The 18,661-nt window shown below is 44.2% G+C and carries 19 protein-coding genes; 13 read left to right on the top strand and 6 right to left on the bottom strand.

Translation table 11 applies throughout. The annotated features are described in order from the left end of the window. Positions 1–17: 17 nt before the first annotated feature. The 4 genes from OWN49_RS18015 to OWN49_RS18000 all read left to right on the top strand — a co-directional run bounded on the left by OWN49_RS18015 (position 18) and on the right by OWN49_RS18000 (position 2,831). Positions 18–1,061, top strand: a complete 1,044-nt coding sequence (locus tag OWN49_RS18015) for a methyltransferase (protein WP_077721732.1) — start codon at positions 18–20, stop codon at positions 1,059–1,061. A gap of 156 nt (positions 1,062–1,217) precedes the next feature. Further along, a complete protein-coding gene (locus OWN49_RS18010) occupies positions 1,218–1,694 on the top strand; it encodes a DUF4879 domain-containing protein (protein ID WP_015239070.1) in 477 nt (158 codons plus the stop codon). An 80-nt stretch (positions 1,695–1,774) separates the two neighbouring features. Continuing rightward, positions 1,775–2,023 (top strand): sigma-G-dependent sporulation-specific acid-soluble spore protein CsgA, encoded by a 249-nt coding sequence (locus OWN49_RS18005; RefSeq protein ID WP_007408989.1) that lies wholly within the window; start codon positions 1,775–1,777, stop codon positions 2,021–2,023. Positions 2,024–2,132: 109 nt separating this feature from the next. Continuing rightward, positions 2,133–2,831 carry a YqeB family protein gene (locus OWN49_RS18000; RefSeq protein WP_077721733.1) on the top strand — a complete coding sequence of 233 codons (699 nt, stop codon included), beginning with the start codon at positions 2,133–2,135 and terminating at the stop codon, positions 2,829–2,831. Between the two features lie 45 nt (positions 2,832–2,876). Here OWN49_RS18000 and OWN49_RS17995 read toward each other — a convergent pair whose 3' ends face one another. Then, the gene (locus OWN49_RS17995) at positions 2,877–3,137 is read right to left on the bottom strand and encodes a hypothetical protein (protein ID WP_003156732.1); all 261 of its coding nucleotides are present in this window, start codon (positions 3,135–3,137) and stop codon (positions 2,877–2,879) included. Between the two features lie 185 nt (positions 3,138–3,322). Between OWN49_RS17995 and OWN49_RS17990 the strand changes: the two genes are divergently transcribed. The 4 genes from OWN49_RS17990 (at position 3,323) to OWN49_RS17975 (ending at position 7,024) form a co-directional block, all read left to right on the top strand. Then, on the top strand, positions 3,323–4,942 hold the full coding sequence (locus OWN49_RS17990; protein ID WP_063174899.1) for an APC family permease: 1,620 nt from the start codon (positions 3,323–3,325) through the stop codon (positions 4,940–4,942). Positions 4,943–5,504: 562 nt separating this feature from the next. Next, complete coding sequence (locus OWN49_RS17985; RefSeq protein WP_245133889.1) at positions 5,505–5,801, top strand: hypothetical protein; 297 nt, start codon at positions 5,505–5,507, stop codon at positions 5,799–5,801. Continuing rightward, entirely contained in the window at positions 5,764–6,708 is a 945-nt protein-coding gene (locus OWN49_RS17980; RefSeq protein ID WP_245133890.1) for a hypothetical protein, read from the top strand. Before OWN49_RS17985 ends, OWN49_RS17980 begins: the two co-directional genes overlap by 38 nt. 67 nt (positions 6,709–6,775) lie before the next feature. Further along, positions 6,776–7,024, top strand: coding sequence for a DUF2651 family protein (locus tag OWN49_RS17975; RefSeq protein WP_077721735.1), 249 nt, complete (start codon positions 6,776–6,778; stop codon positions 7,022–7,024). 183 nt (positions 7,025–7,207) lie between these two features. Here the strand turns inward: OWN49_RS17975 and OWN49_RS17970 are convergent, their stop codons facing one another. Beyond that, a complete protein-coding gene (locus OWN49_RS17970) occupies positions 7,208–8,092 on the bottom strand; it encodes a glycerophosphodiester phosphodiesterase (RefSeq protein WP_156735986.1) in 885 nt (294 codons plus the stop codon). 95 nt (positions 8,093–8,187) lie between these two features. Beyond that, positions 8,188–9,522, bottom strand: coding sequence for a glycerol-3-phosphate transporter (gene glpT, locus OWN49_RS17965; protein ID WP_003156725.1), 1,335 nt, complete (start codon positions 9,520–9,522; stop codon positions 8,188–8,190). 334 nt (positions 9,523–9,856) lie between these two features. On the opposite strand from glpT, the gene OWN49_RS17960 reads away from it, so the two are divergent. After that, positions 9,857–10,099 (top strand): DUF2651 family protein, encoded by a 243-nt coding sequence (locus OWN49_RS17960; protein WP_003156724.1) that lies wholly within the window; start codon positions 9,857–9,859, stop codon positions 10,097–10,099. A 55-nt stretch (positions 10,100–10,154) separates the two neighbouring features. On the opposite strand, the gene hpaB is transcribed toward OWN49_RS17960, so the two are convergent. From hpaB to OWN49_RS17945, 3 genes are all read right to left on the bottom strand, one after another. After that, the gene (hpaB, locus tag OWN49_RS17955) at positions 10,155–11,600 is read right to left on the bottom strand and encodes a 4-hydroxyphenylacetate 3-monooxygenase, oxygenase component (protein ID WP_015388754.1); all 1,446 of its coding nucleotides are present in this window, start codon (positions 11,598–11,600) and stop codon (positions 10,155–10,157) included. 151 nt (positions 11,601–11,751) lie between these two features. Beyond that, entirely contained in the window at positions 11,752–12,177 is a 426-nt protein-coding gene (locus OWN49_RS17950) for a hypothetical protein (RefSeq protein WP_101562654.1), read from the bottom strand. Positions 12,178–12,249: 72 nt separating this feature from the next. Next, positions 12,250–14,424, bottom strand: coding sequence for a glycoside hydrolase domain-containing protein (locus tag OWN49_RS17945; protein ID WP_063174905.1), 2,175 nt, complete (start codon positions 14,422–14,424; stop codon positions 12,250–12,252). Between the two features lie 379 nt (positions 14,425–14,803). Here OWN49_RS17945 and OWN49_RS17940 point away from each other — a divergent pair, with 379 nt between their 5' ends. The 4 genes from OWN49_RS17940 to purT all read left to right on the top strand — a co-directional run bounded on the left by OWN49_RS17940 (position 14,804) and on the right by purT (position 18,359). Continuing rightward, positions 14,804–15,247: a hypothetical protein gene (locus OWN49_RS17940; protein ID WP_017419322.1), complete on the top strand. Its 444-nt coding sequence runs from the start codon at positions 14,804–14,806 to the stop codon at positions 15,245–15,247. Positions 15,248–15,509: 262 nt separating this feature from the next. Then, positions 15,510–15,980, top strand: a complete 471-nt coding sequence (locus tag OWN49_RS17935; protein WP_003156718.1) for a helix-turn-helix transcriptional regulator — start codon at positions 15,510–15,512, stop codon at positions 15,978–15,980. 72 nt (positions 15,981–16,052) lie between these two features. Continuing rightward, a complete protein-coding gene (locus OWN49_RS17930; RefSeq protein ID WP_167859846.1) occupies positions 16,053–17,123 on the top strand; it encodes an iron-containing alcohol dehydrogenase family protein in 1,071 nt (356 codons plus the stop codon). Between the two features lie 81 nt (positions 17,124–17,204). Further along, positions 17,205–18,359, top strand: coding sequence for a phosphoribosylglycinamide formyltransferase 2 (purT, locus tag OWN49_RS17925; RefSeq protein WP_176283095.1), 1,155 nt, complete (start codon positions 17,205–17,207; stop codon positions 18,357–18,359). Positions 18,360–18,661 lie beyond the last annotated feature (302 nt).

Raw genomic sequence — 18,661 nt, 5'->3', positions numbered from 1 at the left:
ATCGGAGGTTAACGTAAATGACCAATTCAGTTCAGCAAGATAAACAAGTACCGAAGAAATATCCTCAGGCCGCAGTCATGCAAATGGTTTCAGGGCTGGGGTTTTCCCTGGCAGTTAAAACAGCGGTAGAATTGGATGTATTTTCCGCTTTTCAAAATGGACCAGCTTCAGCGGAAGCGATAGCTGAAGCCCTTGAATTGAACCCCTCTGCCTTATTCAGGCTCTTAAGAGCGCTGGAATCCGTCGGTTTGGTCGCCCAAGCTCAAAATGGCTATTATGATGTAACAGAGTATGGTGCCACTTTGATGCCTGGGAAAGCAAAATCGATTGAGCCTTTGGTAGAATATCTGCTGCATGAAACAGTAGTGCAGTCTATGTTTAAAATGGATTATAGTATCAAAACCGGCAAATCCGCTTTTGAAGCCATTTATGGTGATAAATGGTATGAGGATAATAGTCTTGATCAAGATTACTTAAAAACAATGGATAAGGCGATGGAGATTTATTCAAAAATGAGTCTGCCATCCATATTGAAAGCTTACTCATTTGAAAAGTTTGATGTTATCGTAGACGTCGCGGGAGGAATGGGCCAGTTAATAACAGGCATTTTAGGTGCTGCTCCTAAATCAAAGGGGATATTGTTTGATCTTCCAAAAACGATACAAAGTGCAAAAAAGCATTTAGCATCTTCAGAGATGAGCGAACGCTGTCAGTTTACGGAAGGGAGTATGTTTGAGGAAATTCCTTCCGGCGGAGACTTGTATGTGATAAGCAAAGTGTTAAACGATTGGGATGATGAGCATGTGGTTGCTATTCTTGAAAATATAGCCGGTGCCATGTCTGATCATTCCAAGCTGATTATAGTTGAAAATGTGCCTGAAGCAGACAGGCTGTCCCCTGAAGAAGCTTTTCGTGATTTATTATTTTTAGTATGCTCTGCAGGCGGCAGAGTCAGAAAGAAAACCGAGTTTGAACAATTGATTGAAAAAGCCGGATTAATACTATTAAATGTAATTCAGACCCCGAGTAAATACACAATTTTGGAGTGTGGAAAGAAATAATGTTATATAAGCTATCTCCTTTAGGAGATAGCTTTTTTTATATAAAAAGTTCACCAATTTGACTGATTGATTCTGTCTATCTATTGATTTCTCTGATAAAATGAAACTTATAATATTTAACATAATTATAAATTTGAACCACAAGGAGGAAGAAACATGAAAAAGAGACTCGTTATGCTATTTGCCGCGGCCGCCGCTGCTTTGTTGCTTGTGAGCGGGTTGTGGGCTCCGTCAGCGTCTGCGGCGCCGGCTCCTGCTTTAACACAAATCCGTATTATCGGTGTGACGTCTGACGGTCAGAATTACCAATGGGAAAATATCGGGCCGAACCAAATCAGCGCATCAAAACCGATGAAGGGGACAACGGGTTATTTAGCCGTATATTTCCAAGGGTATCCGAACAATAACTCGATCCAGGCGTTTAACAACGGAACGAATATTACAAATCTTACGTCAAAAGCGCTGGAAGATGAATATACGAAAAACGGCAATATCGTTACAGGCTATATTAAATATTACAGCGTTCCTCTTTCTTATGTCAGTTCAGGAACGTTCTCTTTCTCCGCAACGGGACTGAACGGGCCGTACACGCCGTTAAGCAGCGGATTTTTCTCCATTCAGGTACAGAGTTAAAACAGCCGCCCGGTGCTTTCATGTATAGTTTTTCTCTCTTTCCGGGAAGCTATTCCTAAAGAAAAGGGAGGGCTTACATGATGGACAGGACACTCGGATATTTGCGCGAGTCGCTTTCGAACCACTTGGAGCATGATGTGTGCCGGGGGATTTATAAAAAGCTTCAGGTGAAGCATTATGCAAATGAAGGCGAGTTCGTGAAAGATCTAAATGATCTGGAAATGGATGCGCTGAATCAGGTGCTTGAAAAGGAAATCAAATATGCTGAGAACGAGCAGGATGAGAAGCGCACGATGGAATTGAATGAAGTATATGAGCTCCTGTTTTAAAAAGCCTCCCGGCGGCCGGGAGGCTTTTTATTGTTTCGGAAACAGTTTACAGAATCATCCAACCCTTTGTATAATGGATAGTTGTGAAAAACACAGACGGAGGAGAAACATGAACGAAATAAAAAAACAGACGGTTCTTGAGTTGTCATCGGTTGAAAAAGCTTTGGTTTTTCTGGTGCCGCCATTATTAGGGCTGGTCATCGGATGGTTTCTGCCGGTCATTGCGAAGTGGGCCGTAACATTGGATTGGCTGCCTTTTCACGGGCCGCTGGAAATAATCGCTTCCTTTCACGGATGGAAGGCTGCGGCTGCAACCGCCGTTATCGGCTTAATTGGGGGAGTGTGGCTGACGCAGGCAGCTTTTAAAGAAAGTCTTGTGGCAGTCGTGACGGACAGCGAGGTGTCCTTAACCATATATAATGAAGAAAGCGTGTTTTCGAAAGAAAGCATTTCCGGTGTGTTTACGGATGGGAAGTATCTTGTCTTATTAGGCACTGAAGGACAGGAGCTTTTTCGGGAGAAGCTTGAGCCGGCGGTTGAAAAAGCGGCTGAGGCGTTTCGCGCGCATGGGTATGTCTGGCTGGGGACGGAAGATCCTTTTAAAGAAGAATACAAACGGTGGGTGCCGGACACGCCGGATTTGGAGCCTGGGGCAAATGCTCTTTTAAAAGCGAGAGAAAAGGCGCTGAAAGAGGAGGAAAAGGCAGATGCGAAAGAGCTGAAAGCGGAAATATCCAAACTGGGCATTACCGTGCGGGAGAAAGGATCGCGCCAATATTGGCGGATCTATAAAACGCCGTCTGCATAAAAAAAGCTGCCGCCGTTTGATACGGCCGGGCAGCCCGGGAACAGATTATTTCTTCTTGTCATCATAATATTGAACCGGGTACATGGAGCCTTCGGATACCATTTTGTTATCTTCAATATCTTCGGGATGCGGGTTGCCTGCTTTGTTGACGGGGAATGATTCAATATCCTGCTTCCCGGAGAGCGATGTTTTCATATTGCGGATAAAGTTCATCACCTTTTGGCGGTTTGATTTATCTTTGAGCAGGTAGGAAGTCACTCCGACAGTCGACACGGCAAGTCCTGAAATGAGCAGTTTTTGTTTCACGATAAAAACTCCTTTCTATTTCTGGCTTGCAGTAGTTATTCCCGCTTAACGGCTGTTTAAACATCGGAAGGTTAATTTTGGCTTTCCGCTTTAATGCGATAAAGATTGACAAAACTATTTTCAGAATAATATTATAAATATATGATAGCGCTGGAGTCATATTTTAATTGAAAGGTGTTAACTTTATGAATCAATTACATCGCAGAATGGGAACGTTTGCACTCATGATGGTCGGACTTGGGTCGATGATTGGCTCCGGTTGGTTATTCGGGGCGTGGCGGGCGGCTCAGATTGCGGGACCTGCCGCAATTATTTCCTGGATTATCGGTATGATCGTAATTTTGTTTATCGCACTTTCTTACAGTGAATTGGGTTCAATGTTCCCGGAAGCCGGGGGAATGGTAAAATATACTCAATATTCTCATGGATCATTTATTGGATTTATCGCAGGATGGGCAAACTGGATTGCGATTGTTTCCGTTATTCCGGTGGAGGCGGTTGCGTCTGTTCAATATATGAGCTCATGGCCGTGGGACTGGGCAAAGTGGACAAGCAATCTCGTTCACAACGGCACACTTACGGGAGAGGGGCTCGGCTTCGCATCCGTATTGCTGATTATTTACTTTTTACTGAATTATTGGACAGTTAACTTGTTTTCAAAAGCGAATTCATTGATTACCATCTTTAAAATTATTATTCCGGGGCTGACAATCGGAGCGCTGCTGTTTACCGGTTTTCACGGCGGAAACTTCACATCCGGTTCAAGCATTGCGCCGAACGGCTGGGCGAGCGTGCTGACGGCGGTGGCTACATCAGGTATCGTATTTGCGTTTAACGGGTTTCAAAGCCCGATTAACATGGCCGGAGAAGCAAAAAATCCCGGCAAATCGATTCCGATTGCGGTTGTCGGTTCGCTGTTGGTCGCAACCGTCATTTACGTCCTATTGCAAATCGCATTTATCGGTGCGGTTGAACCTTCCATGATCGTTCACGGCTGGAGTCACCTGAACTTTAACTCTCCATTTGCCGATTTGGCGATCGCATTGAATATCAATTGGCTTGTCATTATTCTTTATGCGGATGCGTTCGTATCTCCGTCGGGAACGGGTATCACTTATACCGCTACGACGTCCCGCATGATTTACGGCATGGAAAAAAATAAATATATGCCGAGCATTTTCGGAAAGCTTCATCCGCTGTACGGCGTGCCGCGCCAAGCGATGATTTTCAACCTGATCGTATCGTTTATCTTTCTGTTTTTATTCAGAGGATGGGGCGTGCTTGCTGAAATCATTTCCGTTGCGACGCTGATTTCTTATATCACGGGTCCAGTGACGGTGATGACGCTGCGGCGGACGGCGGCGGATTTGTACAGGCCTCTCCGTCTGAAAGGCCTCAGCGTGGTTGCACCGCTCGGCTTCGTGTTCGCGTCTCTCGTGCTGTATTGGGCGCGCTGGCCGTTAACAGGGCAGGTGCTGTTTATCATTTTGATCGGCCTTCCGATTTATTTCTACTACCAAGCGAAAGTGAAGTGGAAAGGATTCCGCAGAAACTTTAAAGGCGGCGTCTGGATGGTTGTCTATCTGCTCAGCATGATGGTCATTTCATGGCTCGGAAGTGAAAAATTCGGCGGTCTGAACATCATTCCGTACGGATGGGATATGGGGCTGATCGCAATCGTTGCCCTTGCCTTCTATGCGTGGGCGCTGAAGAGCGGATTCAAGACTGAGTATTTGAAAGACGCCAAAGCAATCAACGATCAATTAAAAGGCGGACAGGCGGAAGCCGCCGCCGGAAAAGAATAATGATTGTTAAAAACCTTGCGGTAACGTTCCCGCAAGGTTTTTTTATCGGGCAAAAAAACATGGGTTCGGCATCATCCCCGAACCCATGCTCGCTCGATACAGGCTGACGAGATTGAGAGCAAGCCTAACGACGAAAACCAAGGCCAGTATTCTTTTTTTTCATGATTTCTCCGCCTTATCAATAACTGCCTTCCATACTAAACAATGAATGTAAAAGATATGTTGGGCAACTATTAATCTTTTATGTTTCTTCTTCTCCATGCTTCATCCTTTTTCCTGTACTCCTAAGTCAAAGTTTTAGAGACAAAACAAATAATTAACCACAGAAAAAATTCAGTACGTAAGTTTAGATTACAATAATTGTATAATGAATTAAAATATAGGAGAATAAACAAATAGCACGAGGTAATAAGTATAAAAACGCGAAAATTAGGACTGGGCGTCTACCCTAGAGACATCAGAGATTCCGGTTATACAAAAACTATTAAAACAATTAGATGAATTATTTTCACTCCCTAAGTTTATTTAGGGAGTCATATTATTTTAAGGAGTGAGATTATATTTGAACAAGATTAAGTGGTTAATTATAATTGCGGTCATAGTATTAATAGGTATATTTATATGTATCGGAACTTTTAAATATACTAATACAGTTTCTGATGTTAAACAAACTGAAACAGAAAAAGAAAAGAATTTCTTGAATGATAAAATTGCAGCTATATATTATTCAGCTACAATAGATTACCCTAAAGATGGGAGTTATACTGTATATATTGATGAAAAAGGAAAAGCAACAGCTGTAAAAGGAGATGCTATTGAAGTTGGAACCATTGCACAAGATGAAAAAAAACATAGTTAGACAGGACAAAAAAGAAGTTTATATGATAGGCGATAACTTTAAAAAATTCCCGATGCAGCATCAAGTACATACAAGTTATGGGCAATCATCAGGCCATTTAATAAAAGAAAATATCTTTTATTTTTTGAATAATCAAGGAGTCGGTGAAAACCATTATAATAGTTTAATCAGATGGGGTAACAGCAGTGGATTTCATGAAAAAGTTATTCCGGGTTTCTATACAAGTACCGGTAATGACGGTGAATATATTTACGTGATAAATGAAGATTCTTCAATCAAAACACCGACTTTTCAGGGTATTAAAATAGATAAAGATAAAGTTACAGTTGGGAAAGGAACAACAATTCCTATATTAAATGAAGAAAATTGGAGTGTTTATTCACAGATAATAGTTAAAAAAAGCTCAGCCTTTTTTATACTATATAACCAAACGGATAAATCAAACAAAGTACAATTCAAAGTAGCAGAAATTGATTTAAAGCATAATAAGTTTAAAGGTGCATATCCTTTAGGCAGTTATCATATCCCTGATGAAATTTCTCAGCTGGCTATTCCTCTTTCCACTAATAACTTTTTTGTGAAAAATGACACTTTATATCATTTGGCAGCTAATTCAATACTTTATACTTTCGATCTGAAAAGTATGAAGCCAAAGAAAAAACTTCCATTACATAGGTCAACAAAATTTGAAAACCAAGCAAAATTCACTTATTTTGACGAGTCTGAAATTTTCTTGTTAGAAATAAGCAAGGGCGGGAAATATGTGATTAATTCTTACTCTTATAAAAACGGAAAAAAATTAAAATCTACTCCTATCAGAGGACTTGAAAAAATTATTAACAATACCCATGTTTCTGAATATGACTTTTTTATGATTAAGAAAAACAAAGAAGTATGGAGTGATTAGATATAAATGGCTAGACAGCTGAGTGAGTATACTTAAGGGGAAATTAAATTCACAAAGGAGAATAATAATGGATGAGCTAGATATTGCTTTTGGTATTTTACCACTTTCTATTATTGTCTTATCGATTATATTCACGTATATTTTCAAAAAAGTGTATATAATGCCGCTTGTCAGCATAGTTGTTTCTGTCATACTAATGTTTACTGTTTTTAATCTATCTTTCTGGGGATGGGTTGTTGTCTATGGTTTAGTATCAATAATATTATCATATATTACAAATAGTATAAGAAAGAAAATAGATAATAGAAATAAATAATTATATTCCTTTGATTAAAAAGGTATCACAAGTAATTCATCATTACTGTGATACCTTTTTACAATTAAGGTGAATCTCAGCCTTTTAATAACATGCCCCACCCGCTATATAACCCATGATGGCGTTTGCATTATCGGGCAAAAAAACATGGGTTCGGCATCATCTCCGAACCCATGTGGTTTATTATTTATATTCTTTTTTAACCTTTTGGAATATATCCGCATAGTTGGTAAACACACCGGTTACGCCCCAATTCAGCAGACGGCGCATGTCCGTCTCGCTGTTCACGGTGTAAGGGTGAAGCAGTAGGCCGTGGCTGCGTATGTTCCGGACGTTTTGAGCGTTCAGCGCTTTGTAATCCGGTCCGATTCCGACGGCATATGTTTTGATGTCCGTTAAATCTGCGTCAGTCATTGACGTCATCTGTTCCGCTTCAAGCAATTGGACGGCGGGAAGTTTCGGATCGAGCTGTTTGATTTTCAGAAGGCTGTCCCTGCTGAAAGACTGAATGATCACTTGTCCAAGTTTCGCATGCTTTCCTGCCAATTTATATTTTTTCAGTGAAGCGATCAGTTTTTCTTCCATACCCGGATATGTTTCAGGCGCCTTTGTTTCAATATAATAGTTTGCATGTCTGCCGAACCGTTTTAACACGTCATCAAGTGTGGGAACGCGAAGTCCGGCGTATTGCGGTTTTGCTTTTTCCGGATAGGCCTTATTGAACCAAGAACCGGCGTCGAGCTTTTGAATCTCGGCTAATGTATGATCCTTCACCCAGCCTTGTCCGTTTGTGGTGCGGTCCAGCTTTTCATCATGCATGACGATCAGCTTGCCGTCTTTTGTCATTTGTAAATCCAGCTCAATATAGTCAGCCTTCATTTTTTGCGCAGTTTCATAAGAAAGGATCGTGTGCTCCGGGACATACCCCGAAGCACCGCGATGGGCAATGGTTAAAATTCTGTCAGGAGACAAGAGGTTTCCTTTTCCCGCCGCCGATACAGGCGTGACGATGAATGACAATAAACCGAATGAAAGCAATACCAAAGCAAACAACTTATGTTTCCGCATGTTTTCTTCCCCCTTAAAAATCAATATCTGTCTCTAGTGTAGAAAATCGTTGTAAATGCTGTACTGCAAAAATATTAATCTTTTATGTTGTTTTCTTACACATGCTCCGCCCGCTTGCCCGTATTCCACGTCATAGCCAAGAAGACGATGGACAGCACGCATGAGGAGATAAGCATGATAAAGCCGCCGTTCCAGTCAAAGCGGTCTACAACATAACCCATGATGGCGTTGGCGAAAGCAGAGCCACCGATGTAGCCGAAAAACCCGGTTAAGCCGGCTGCCGTTCCCGCCGCTTTTTTAGGCGCAAGGTCAATGGCCTGAAGTCCGATCAGCATGACAGGCCCATAGATTAAGAATCCGATGCTGATCAGCGCGATATTATCGATGAGCGGATGACCGGCAGGGTTAAGCCAGTAGACCAATACAGCGATAAATACGCCGGCCATGAACAGCACGCCGGCCGGTGCGCGGCGGCTTTTGAAAAACCGGTCGCTGATCCAGCCGCACAAAATCGTTCCCGGAATTCCCGCATATTCATAAAGGAAATAAGACCATCTGGAGTCTTCAGGAGAGAACCCTTTCGCTTCCGTCAAATAGGTCGGCGCCCAGTCAACGACACCGTACCGCACGAAATAAACAAAGACATTGGCAAATGCGATATACCACAGAAATTTATTATTCAGCACGTATTTAAAAAGAATTTCTTTGGTCGTCATCTCTTTTTCCTGGTCTTTGAACGCATGTTTCGGATAGTCATTCCGATATTCTTCAATCGGCGGAAGCCCGCAGGATTGCGGCGTGTCCCGAACGAGAAGAACAATCACAAATGAAATGACAATGGCGATAATCGCCGGAAAGAAAAATACGCTTTTCCAAGTAACAAACATGGCGATGCCGAGAGTCACGAGCGGGGCGAGAATACCTCCGCCTATGTTATGGGCGACATTCCATATCGACATTTTCGTTCCGCGTTCACTGATGGAAAACCAATGAGCCATCGTCCGTCCGCAAGGCGGCCAGCCCATCCCTTGAAACCATCCGTTAATAAACATAAAAATGAACATAATCGTCACGCTTGACGTGACCCATGGCATGGAAACAAATAAAATGTTGACGACACCTGACAAAAACAGACCTGTCGCAAGGAAATACCTCGGGTTGCAGCGGTCAGACACCATCCCCATAATAAATTTGCTGAAGCCGTAAGCGATTGATACGGCCGCAAGCACCAAGCCAAGTTCCCCTTTTGAAAACCCTTGTTCCTGAAAATAAGGAATAGCGAAGGCAAAGTTTTTGCGAAGTAAATAATACCCGGCATACCCGATGAAAATCCCCAAAAATACCTGCAGCCTCAGCCGTTTATAGGCCGCATCCGTCTTTGAATCATCCAATCTCTCAATATGCGGAGCCGGCTTGAACAATTGAAACATCATATCCTCCCCTTTGCTGAACGTCTATCATGATGTATGTATGACTCCTTTCCTTGAAAATGACAAAAAGAACCAGAAATCACCCTTATGAAAGGGCGGGGTTTCCTGGTTCTCCTCATCTCCATCCAAAAATCATTAACTTGTATATGATAGCGCTTTCTTAAATTACCACAGTCTGACGTGGATGTAAACGCTTTAAGGAAAGTTTTCATTTTTTTGAATAAATAACCGGAGGGAATATCAGCCGGAGCGCGAAAGATTTGAGGTACTCGATTTTGTACTCAGGCATAAGATGTGTTAGGCCGAACTAAGAAAAGCGAAGGGAGTGCATCTGTTGATTGATGAATTGGATTTTGCGTTCGGTGTTCTGCCGCTTTGTATCATCATCCTGTCAGTCGCCGGAACGTACCTGTTTAAAAACGCGTTCATTATGCCGGCTGCCGCTTTGGCCGTTTGCCTTATATGTACCTTTACCATATTGAATTTCTCGTTTATCGGGTGGGCCGTCGTGTACACGCTCGTCTCTTTCGCGTTATCGCATATTACGATGGTGGTGATCAGCCAAAATAAAAAATAGGATCGGCGGCAGCCGATCCAGCTATCAAAAGCAGAGAACACATCTCTGCTTTGTTTTATTTATGAATGTGCAGGAATTCCTTGATGACCGCGGTCTGTTCTTCTTTCGGATAGCTTCTGTACAGATGGCTGGCTAAGCGGACGGGGTCACCGAAGAAGTACCGCTCATATTGTGTCTGCCTTGTTCCAAAGGGGCTCATGGTCAAATCCCATGCGAGGCGGAACACTTTTACCCGGTCTTCAGCGTTCAATTCGGCCGCCTGCAAATATTGGTCAAGGTCTCCTCTGATGTCGGAACGGAACGCTTTTTCAGTCGGCAAAGTCACCATTCCGCTTGCCCCGATCAGCTGGATGATTTCCGTGAAGCGCGGGTAGATGTCAGGGAAAATCGCGCTGACCACACGAAGCGGAGTGACACTCGGACGCATATAACCCCATTCGTCTGTTTCCGCATCATTCTCCGACTTTTCCAAAAGGGCTTTCATCGTTTCCAGACCGGTGATGATCTCAGCCATCTTAGCCTGAATATGCTGATATTCGCCTACATCTATCGCATCGACAAGCGTTTGGGCGAGGCCAAGGAGAAACTCCGTCTTTACAATTTGTCTCGTGATAACTTGATGAAATGCGAAGGCGTTAAAAGAGCTTTTCATATTAAAATCAAAAGCCGCCTCGTAATTATTGTAAAAAAATACGCGTTCCCAAGGGACCAAAACGTGATCAAATACAACGATAGAATCCATTTCTTCATATCTTGAGCTGAGCGGATAATCAAACGATGATTTTCCGAGTACGAAAGATTCCCTGCAGATAAATTTTACTCCCTTTGTATTGGAAGGGATTGAAAAAGCGAACGCTTCATCCGATTCAAAATACATCTTAGGCAGAGAAACCACGAGCACTTCATCCGTCAGGCCGCCTTGTGTGGCTAAAATCCGCGCGCCGTGTATGATGAGGCCTTTTTCATTTTTATCGACGACTTTTGCCGAGATAGGTGTCGGCGATACGTTTACGCCCATTTGTGAACGATTCACCTGAGGGGTGATAAACGTGTGCGTAAAAGAAAGATCCTGTGCGGCAGCGCGTTCGTACAGCGCTTGAACATGTTCCGGAAAACAATGATCGCGGTCTTTCAAAAGCGCGGCAGAGGAGGCGAAGCTCATCAGCACGGTATTCATATAATCCGGGCTTCGTCCCATCATTCCGTGCGTGTGCCTGGCCCAATGTTCGAACATGTTTCTTCTTCTTTTTACGTCTTCTTTCGTTTTCGGCTGCAGGTATGAAAGCCCGGCCCGTTCTTTTTTACCGGGAAGACTGTAAGTCATTTGATCTTTCATGTCCGGTTTCGTTTGCAAATCATAAAGAGAGCGCTTCGTTTCCAGAAGGCCCTTAAATGCGGGATGTTCAGAAATCTGTCCCTCGATCTTTTCACCATCAAGCCAAATCTCATTTCCAAGCTGATTTAATCGGTCAATGAACATTTTGCCATTAATGATACCCATCATGTCGCCCTTCTTTCTTTGCAGATCCACTACCTCATTATATTGAAAACGAAATTGGGTGTTCCGGTTATTTCCAAAGGGGAAGAGCCTTTTTTGATAAGGGGGGTGAAGGGATTGCATCATAAAAAAAACCCCTTAAGCAGAGGGGTTTTTAACTGATCATGTCTTTGTATCGTTGTTCGAGGACAAAGTCTATCATTCCGGTGATACGGGTGTTTTCAGATTTTTGTCTGAAACGGTCAGACACTTGGATTTTCCTTGAAAACGGAAATACAGCAAAAATCCAAACAAGGCCGGCCAGGCCAAAAACCATCTGCAGAACCATTTCAATCAATTCATTAAAATGAGTGCTGAAAAAAAAGATATATAATGTGATGAAAGTGACTGTACATACGATTTTGACAGTATGTCGGAATGTGAGGGGCGGTTCAGTGAAACACATTTTCATTTGATTCAGTGTGAGCGAATCTTGTTTCATTAGATATGTAAGCAGTTCTTTGTCATTTTGACTTCGCGGAATCAAATCATTTTCTATTCTTTGAACGGTGTCCTTGTATGTCTCCATATCAATCTTCATGCGAATCCTCCTTTAAAAATAACTCCAAGAATACTCATTGAGCATTCCTGGAGCAAGGAGCTGCCTGTTCAATTATAGAAATAGTGATAAAACTGTGCTGAACAAGGCTGCAGCTCCTCCTAATTCAGGTGCTAAAACGACTAAAGCACCGATCCCTACAATAACAATAATTCCTGCGCCTGCAATAGCCATGGTATTCACGACAGAATCCCAATCCGGAGAGTACACCTCTTCGGAATCCGGCAGCCTGAAGCTCTTTTGTTTTATTTTAAATGTAATGGTAGTTGTTAGTCCAGTTGTAGCACTGTCACCGACCGGAATATCAGGTGTATAAATTTTAAATTGAATATTCAGCGATCCCGCAGACGGATTGACATACACTTCTAAATAACCGTTGCGGACTGACAAGCTCAGACTGTTAAGCAGGTTTTGATAGGAATCAATTTGTGATGCTGTAAAAGAGACTTGTGAATCTCCCATCAGACCGGTAATATAAGCTCCCGGTTTGCCGTTTGTAATGGTAACTGTGTTGGGAGAACCTTCGCTTGGCACTGTTGCCAAAAGTGAAGTGGATAAAAGAATATCCATTTCAGGTGATGTATAAATGGTTTCTGTCTTGTCGAATTCAAACATGGCATTCGCAAGATTCGATATATTTTCTAAAGCAGGAATGGTTGTTAAAATGTCCGTCAGTGTACGCAGTCTTGCATCATACACAGGATCAGAAGGCGGATGGACGCTGCTTGCACCCGAGTCTTTTCCGGAGTATCCGTCTTTGTCAATGGCGACTTTTCCCGCTCCGCTTCCGATCGTTCCTTCATAAAATTGATCAAAAGCCCAGTTTTTCGGCATCGGGTATCCGAGGTTGCCGCTGAATCCGGTCGACATGTTAGCCGTAAAGCTATATTTGGTCAGACCTGCTTCTGACGTCCGGATACAAATGTTTCTCGGCCCGTATACCCCGATTTCATATTTCGGCGCAGTTGAGAACGCCTGCATTTTCATAAAAGCTGACTTGATTTCTTGGAAGTAAGGGATGATTTTATCCGTAACTTCATAATCATACGCATCGAAATCGACGGCAAAGTAAATGGTCGTTCCTGACGGAAAACCTAATCTTCGGGCGGCTGATGCAGCGCTGTACGCATCTCTCGTTCCTTGGTCTTTTACAAAATAAGAAGATTCATAGCCGCCGTCCTGATAAATCGGAAACACGCTTAAGCCGGCATTGAAAATCGCGGAAAGTTCTTTTGACGTTAACGCTTTCGATGTCAGTCCGCTGCTCGTCCGCACATTCCCGGTCAGATATCTTCCCACGATCTTATAGCCATTCTCACGCAAAGTTTTAGCCGTATCTGCCGTCAAAATGGCAGCGGTGTCACAAGCTGAAGCAGCCCGTGTTGTGTCGCCTGAGCTTGATAATAAAGCTTTAATCGTCGGCATGTCCGCATAACCTGTCTGCGGCAGACACATAAATTCTTGGAAAGCTTTCACTGCCGATACAACTCCGACGCCGTATTTTCCGTCGAATTCACCGGGGTCAAATGATTTCCCATTACAGTAAAGCGCGTATTGCACAATCAAAACAAAGCCTGTCCGTGAATCGCCGGGAGTCAAGGTAGGACATAAGCTGGTCGTTCCGTTCCCGAAAAATCCATTGGCGACGCTTGTGCTCATGCCTTCTTCTTTTTGCAGAGCATAAATGAGAGCCTTGTTTGTATCGCGGGCATATAAGCCGTCACAAGGCATCAAGCCGATGTAGTCATTGTAATCCCGGTTCAGGTTCTGCTGGATCTGGCGGATTCTTTTGTCGCCTCCCGCTACTAACCGAAAAGCGCTCATATCCAGCAAGGCCTTCATAATGAGTGCCGTGACGATGCCGTCTTGCTTAGTGAGCCCGGCCGCTTTTTGAAACTCTTTTACAGCGCTTTCGGTATTTTCATAGAAAACGCCAGAAAATCCGCCCGGGTTAAATCCTTTACACCACAGCGCCCCCTGCAGAATGTAATTCATGTTTGTCGGCTTAGAATCGGGAGCCTGCTTTTTCAGCGGTTTAAACAATCTTTGTGTCGTCGGTCCGAAGTTATCGGCGGGTTCTGAAATACCAAGCTCAATTTGAAGCGCCCGTGTCAGACCGTAAATGGTATCCCAGCCTGTTTTTCCGTTTTCCGGCACCTTGTTGTACCCGTGTCTGCCTTTGTACGTCTCATTCAGCCATTGTTGTGTTTCCAGGACCATTTCGTCCATTGCAATCCCTCCATTATGTGTAGTGTGCGTTCATTCATAGGTGGCAAACGTATGACAGTTTGTCATGGGTTTATGAGTTTGTTCAAGCAGGGACAGCCCCATCATACAATCGCAGCACAAACGCCGAAAGAGAGGCATTGATAGGAAAAGATCTCTCTATGACAATTGATATAAAAACAGCAAAATGGATAGCGGTTTAAAGTAACATCATCACTTAATCAAAAATAACAAGAATCATAAGTAGTAGTCATATAGTCATTTTTAGGGCTGTTCATACCTCTTCCTGCAGTCAAAATGGTTAGTTGGACGGATTTATGATTAGCTATATTGTCATTAACATAAATAGGGTAAATAGTTACAGGAAGGAAGGGTTTTCTCGATGAAAAGCAAAAAGATTTTTAAGTCGCTCATCATTATTTTTACTCTTTTAATCAGCGGAATTGGTTTTATGGGTTTTTCTTCTCCGCAAAAAGCAGAGGCTAAAGACTGGCTTCATACTTATAAAAGCGGGTATTTCACTAACTATGTGATCAATACGTATCACCCTAAATTCACTAAGACGACAAAAAAGTACAGCTTGAGAGCCGTGACTTTTAAATCCAACAGTAAAGGGAAGGGCACGTATAAAATATACGTCCAAAAGCAAGTCAACGGCAAAGGTGCCTGGAAAACAATCAAAACCGCCAATGCAAAGAAAAATGGAACGACTTATTTTGAAACACCTTCGTTAAAAAAAGGAGATTCATACAGATTTAAAATGGTCAATCAAGGTTCGAAAAAACGTGTCAATTATAGTGCGAGTTGGATTGTATTCGCTTCATAATTTTGATTTTCAGCTTATAATGTTTTAGCTGCCGCAGCTGCGGCAGCTTTTTATTTTCTCCGGAGCTCAACCGCCAGGGAGCCCGCACCTGTCTCTTCGGGCGTACGTTTGTATTCACCGCATCATTCTGGATTATGCGGAAAGGTACATCGCTTCAATGAAAAGCCGATCCCGGGTCCTTTTGATTTGTTTGAAAATGTTCTGATATAAAAAAGGCGTGCCGCGGTGTAAAATGGCTATATTGATAAAAATGGAGGTTCAGATGGATCAAGATTATATGACTGAGCTTGTCTCAGTCCAGCTGAAGAAAATCCGGTCGGAGAGAGGCTACACACAGGAGAAAATGGCGGATGTGATCGGCCTTTCTAAAAAGTCGCTGGTGCAGATTGAGAAAGGGCGGGCGCTTGCGGAATGGCCGCACGTTGTGGCGGTTTGCGCGCTTTTCAGATCAAGTGAAACACTGCAATCCGTATTAGGAGATGATCCGCTGGAGGTCATTGAAACGGTTGCTCACCGCACAATTGACAGGCCGAAGGGGAAGACGATGGGCGGCAAGGTGTGGTGGAAAGCCATCGAGAAAAAAGGCGAGTTCCGCTTGCAGCAGCATTTGATTTCCCACCATTACCGCATCCTTGATTCTTATGATGATTTGTGGTTCAGCAGTTTTGAAAAGGCAGAGGCTTTGGAGCGGCTTGATGAGCTGTTTTTGGAGGCGGAGGAAGCGAAGCGCTGACGCACCTCCGGTTGATGTATTTTCTGACAAGTGAGAAAATATGTATAAATTCCAGCCAAAGGAGAGATTCGAATGAAGCCTGAAGATATCGTCCGAAGCGGCCCGAATCAGTACATATGCAAGGAAGGAATCGCAAAAGAACTTCCGGGGCTGCTGGAGACATTCAGAAAACCCGTTATTGTGACCGGAATCAAATCTTATCAGGCGTTCTCCGATTACGGCGGCGGTTCTTCCTGGGATGTGATTCAGCACAACGGATACTGTTCACCTGAGGCGGTGCGTAAGGTCTGTGAGCAGGCGGAAGACGCGGATGTGATCATCGGTATCGGAGGCGGCACGATTTTGGATTTGGCAAAAGCGGCGGCAGACCGGCTTGATATTGAGGCTGTGATGGTTCCTTCCATTGCGGGGACGTGTGCGGCAAGTACGCCGTTGAGTGTCATATATGATGAGAGCGGCAATTTTATCAGAGTTGATTATCACAAGCGTTCAAGCTATTTGACGCTTGTTGATCCGCTGTTTTTGCTTTCCTCTCCCATTGAATATATGAAAAGCGGGATCGGTGATACGCTGGCGAAATGGTATGAGGCCGAGGCGGTCATCAGAAATACGGAGGAGGCGCCGCCGCTGATGGCGCAGGCGGGGCTGAGACAGGCGGAATATATCCGTCATCTGTTATTGCGTTACAGTGAAGCCGCCGTCGTAAGCATGGAGAAAGGCGAGCTGTCCGTGCCGTTCATCCATACGGCGGAAACGATCATTATGCTTGCGGGAACGGTCGGCGGGTATGGCGGCCGTTTGTGCAGGATGGCAGGGGCGCATGCGGTCCACAACGGCCTCAGTTTTCTTCAGGAGACACATCAGGTGCTGCACGGCCAGAAGGTTGCTTACGGCATATTGGTGCAGCTCGCGCTTGAGAATCGGAGACATGAGATTGAAGAGCTGCTTCCGTTTTACCGCCGGCTCGGTTTCCCCGTCAGTCTCTGTGATCTCGGCATCCTTGACAACCATGAGGAAGCAAAGCGCCGCATCGCTTCTCACGCCTGCCGGGCGGAAGAATCGTTATGCTTAATGGGGCAATATTGCGAGAAGGACGTGTCAGCGGCGATTGAATCGCTCGAATCAGCACAAAAGACAGGATAGAGCTTGTAATCTGTCTTGTCTTTATTTTTTGAATATTTCCGTTATAATGAGTGGGGTATAGAAAGGGAGGGGCCAAAGGACATGTATCAGGCGAAGAAGATGTTGTTATTAGGATCAGGCGAGCTGGGGAAAGAAGTCGTCATTGAAGCGCAGCGGCTCGGGGTTGTCACTATAGCCGTTGACAGCTATGAGCATGCTCCCGCCATGCAGGCCGCGCACAAAAGCTATGTGATTGATATGCTTGATAAAGCGCAGGTCAGAGAAGTCATTGAGAAAGAAAAACCGGACCTGATCGTGCCGGAAGTGGAAGCCATTGCGACGGATGAGCTGCTGAAGCTTGAGGAAGAAGGGTTTCACGTCATTCCGAATGCGCGTGCGGCAAAGCTGACGATGGACCGTGAAGGCATCAGACGGCTTGCGGCAGAGACGCTTCATCTTCCGACTGCCGGCTATGAATTCGCGAATACATATGAAGAATTTAAAGAAGCGGCAGAAACAATCGGCTTTCCGTGCGTGGTAAAGCCGCTGATGAGCTCTTCCGGAAAAGGGCAAAGCGTGTGCCGCTCGGCTTCCGGGCTGAAAAGCTGCTGGGACATGGCAATGGAAGGCGGCCGGGTGAAAAACGGCCGGGTCATCGTTGAGGAATTCATTCCGTTTGAATCAGAAATCACTCTTCTGACAGTGCGCGCGGCGAACGGTACGTCCTTTTGCGCGCCGATCGGACATGAACAAAAAGACGGTGACTATATTGAATCATGGCAGCCTCATCATATGACGGAACAGCAGATTGAAGAGGCGAAACACATTGCGAAAAGCATAACGGACGAGCTCGGCGGATACGGTTTGTTCGGGGTGGAGCTTTTCCTTACTGAAGATAAAGTATATTTCAGCGAGGTGTCTCCCCGTCCGCATGATACGGGGCTCGTTACGCTTGTGACGCAAAATTTGTCAGAGTTTGCGCTGCATGTCCGCGCGGTTTTGGGATTCCCGATTCCGGAAATCACTCAGCTGTCGCCGGGGGCAAGCCGTCCGCTGAAGGCGCCAAAAGAGTTTGCTGATTATGCGGTTGAAGGTTTGGAGAAAGCTTTGGCGGTAAAAAGCACTCAGGTCCGCGTATTCGGTAAACCCGTCACGAAAGTCGGACGCCGTATGGCGGTTGCGCTTTCTGCAGCCGAGACCGTTGAAGAGGCCAGAGAAAGAGCGGCCGAAGCACTCAGTCATTTATCAATTACATAAAATGATCTTAAAAGGCGTTTTACCGTAATGGTAAGGCGCCTTTTTTGTTTGGACAGACTATATACTGGAAAACGGGGTTGTGAGATAATGTATGAGGCCGTTTTGTGCCGGCTTTTTAATTCTTGAAACTTTTTATGTCCGCAATCGTTATATGTAATGTTCTCATTTCCCGGAGAAGGAAATAACAATACATCATACGGCTTTTCATTCATCAAGAACGGACAATCCGGATCGCAGCATGGAATATTTAAGCAGGGTAATCCGGAATAGAGGAAACCATGATTGCTTACCTTAATATGAAC

Origin of the sequence: Bacillus sp. NEAU-242-2 (assembly GCF_027853835.1) — a bacterium.
GTDB lineage: Bacteria > Bacillota > Bacilli > Bacillales > Bacillaceae > Bacillus > Bacillus velezensis.
The sequence above is the reverse complement of the archived record's forward strand: the minus strand, read 5'-3'. Positions and strand labels throughout refer to the sequence as shown.

Bases quoted from the DNA above. Each gene is read 5' to 3' on its own strand.
- OWN49_RS17940 (WP_017419322.1), top strand. From the start codon at position 14,804: ATGAAAAGCAAAAAGATTTTTAAGTCGCTCATCATTATTTTTACTCTT.
- OWN49_RS17990 (WP_063174899.1), top strand. From the start codon at position 3,323: ATGAATCAATTACATCGCAGAATGGGAACGTTTGCACTCATGATGGTC.
- OWN49_RS18000 (WP_077721733.1), top strand. From the start codon at position 2,133: ATGAACGAAATAAAAAAACAGACGGTTCTTGAGTTGTCATCGGTTGAA.
- glpT (WP_003156725.1), bottom strand. From the start codon at position 9,522: ATGTTTCAATTGTTCAAGCCGGCTCCGCATATTGAGAGATTGGATGAT.
- OWN49_RS17975 (WP_077721735.1), top strand. From the start codon at position 6,776: ATGGATGAGCTAGATATTGCTTTTGGTATTTTACCACTTTCTATTATT.
- OWN49_RS17970 (WP_156735986.1), bottom strand. From the start codon at position 8,092: ATGCGGAAACATAAGTTGTTTGCTTTGGTATTGCTTTCATTCGGTTTA.
- OWN49_RS18010 (WP_015239070.1), top strand. From the start codon at position 1,218: ATGAAAAAGAGACTCGTTATGCTATTTGCCGCGGCCGCCGCTGCTTTG.
- OWN49_RS17930 (WP_167859846.1), top strand. From the start codon at position 16,053: ATGAAGCCTGAAGATATCGTCCGAAGCGGCCCGAATCAGTACATATGC.
- OWN49_RS17950 (WP_101562654.1), bottom strand. From the start codon at position 12,177: ATGAAGATTGATATGGAGACATACAAGGACACCGTTCAAAGAATAGAA.
- OWN49_RS17945 (WP_063174905.1), bottom strand. From the start codon at position 14,424: ATGGACGAAATGGTCCTGGAAACACAACAATGGCTGAATGAGACGTAC.
- OWN49_RS17935 (WP_003156718.1), top strand. From the start codon at position 15,510: ATGGATCAAGATTATATGACTGAGCTTGTCTCAGTCCAGCTGAAGAAA.
- hpaB (WP_015388754.1), bottom strand. From the start codon at position 11,600: ATGGGTATCATTAATGGCAAAATGTTCATTGACCGATTAAATCAGCTT.
- OWN49_RS18015 (WP_077721732.1), top strand. From the start codon at position 18: ATGACCAATTCAGTTCAGCAAGATAAACAAGTACCGAAGAAATATCCT.
- purT (WP_176283095.1), top strand. From the start codon at position 17,205: ATGTATCAGGCGAAGAAGATGTTGTTATTAGGATCAGGCGAGCTGGGG.
- OWN49_RS18005 (WP_007408989.1), top strand. From the start codon at position 1,775: ATGGACAGGACACTCGGATATTTGCGCGAGTCGCTTTCGAACCACTTG.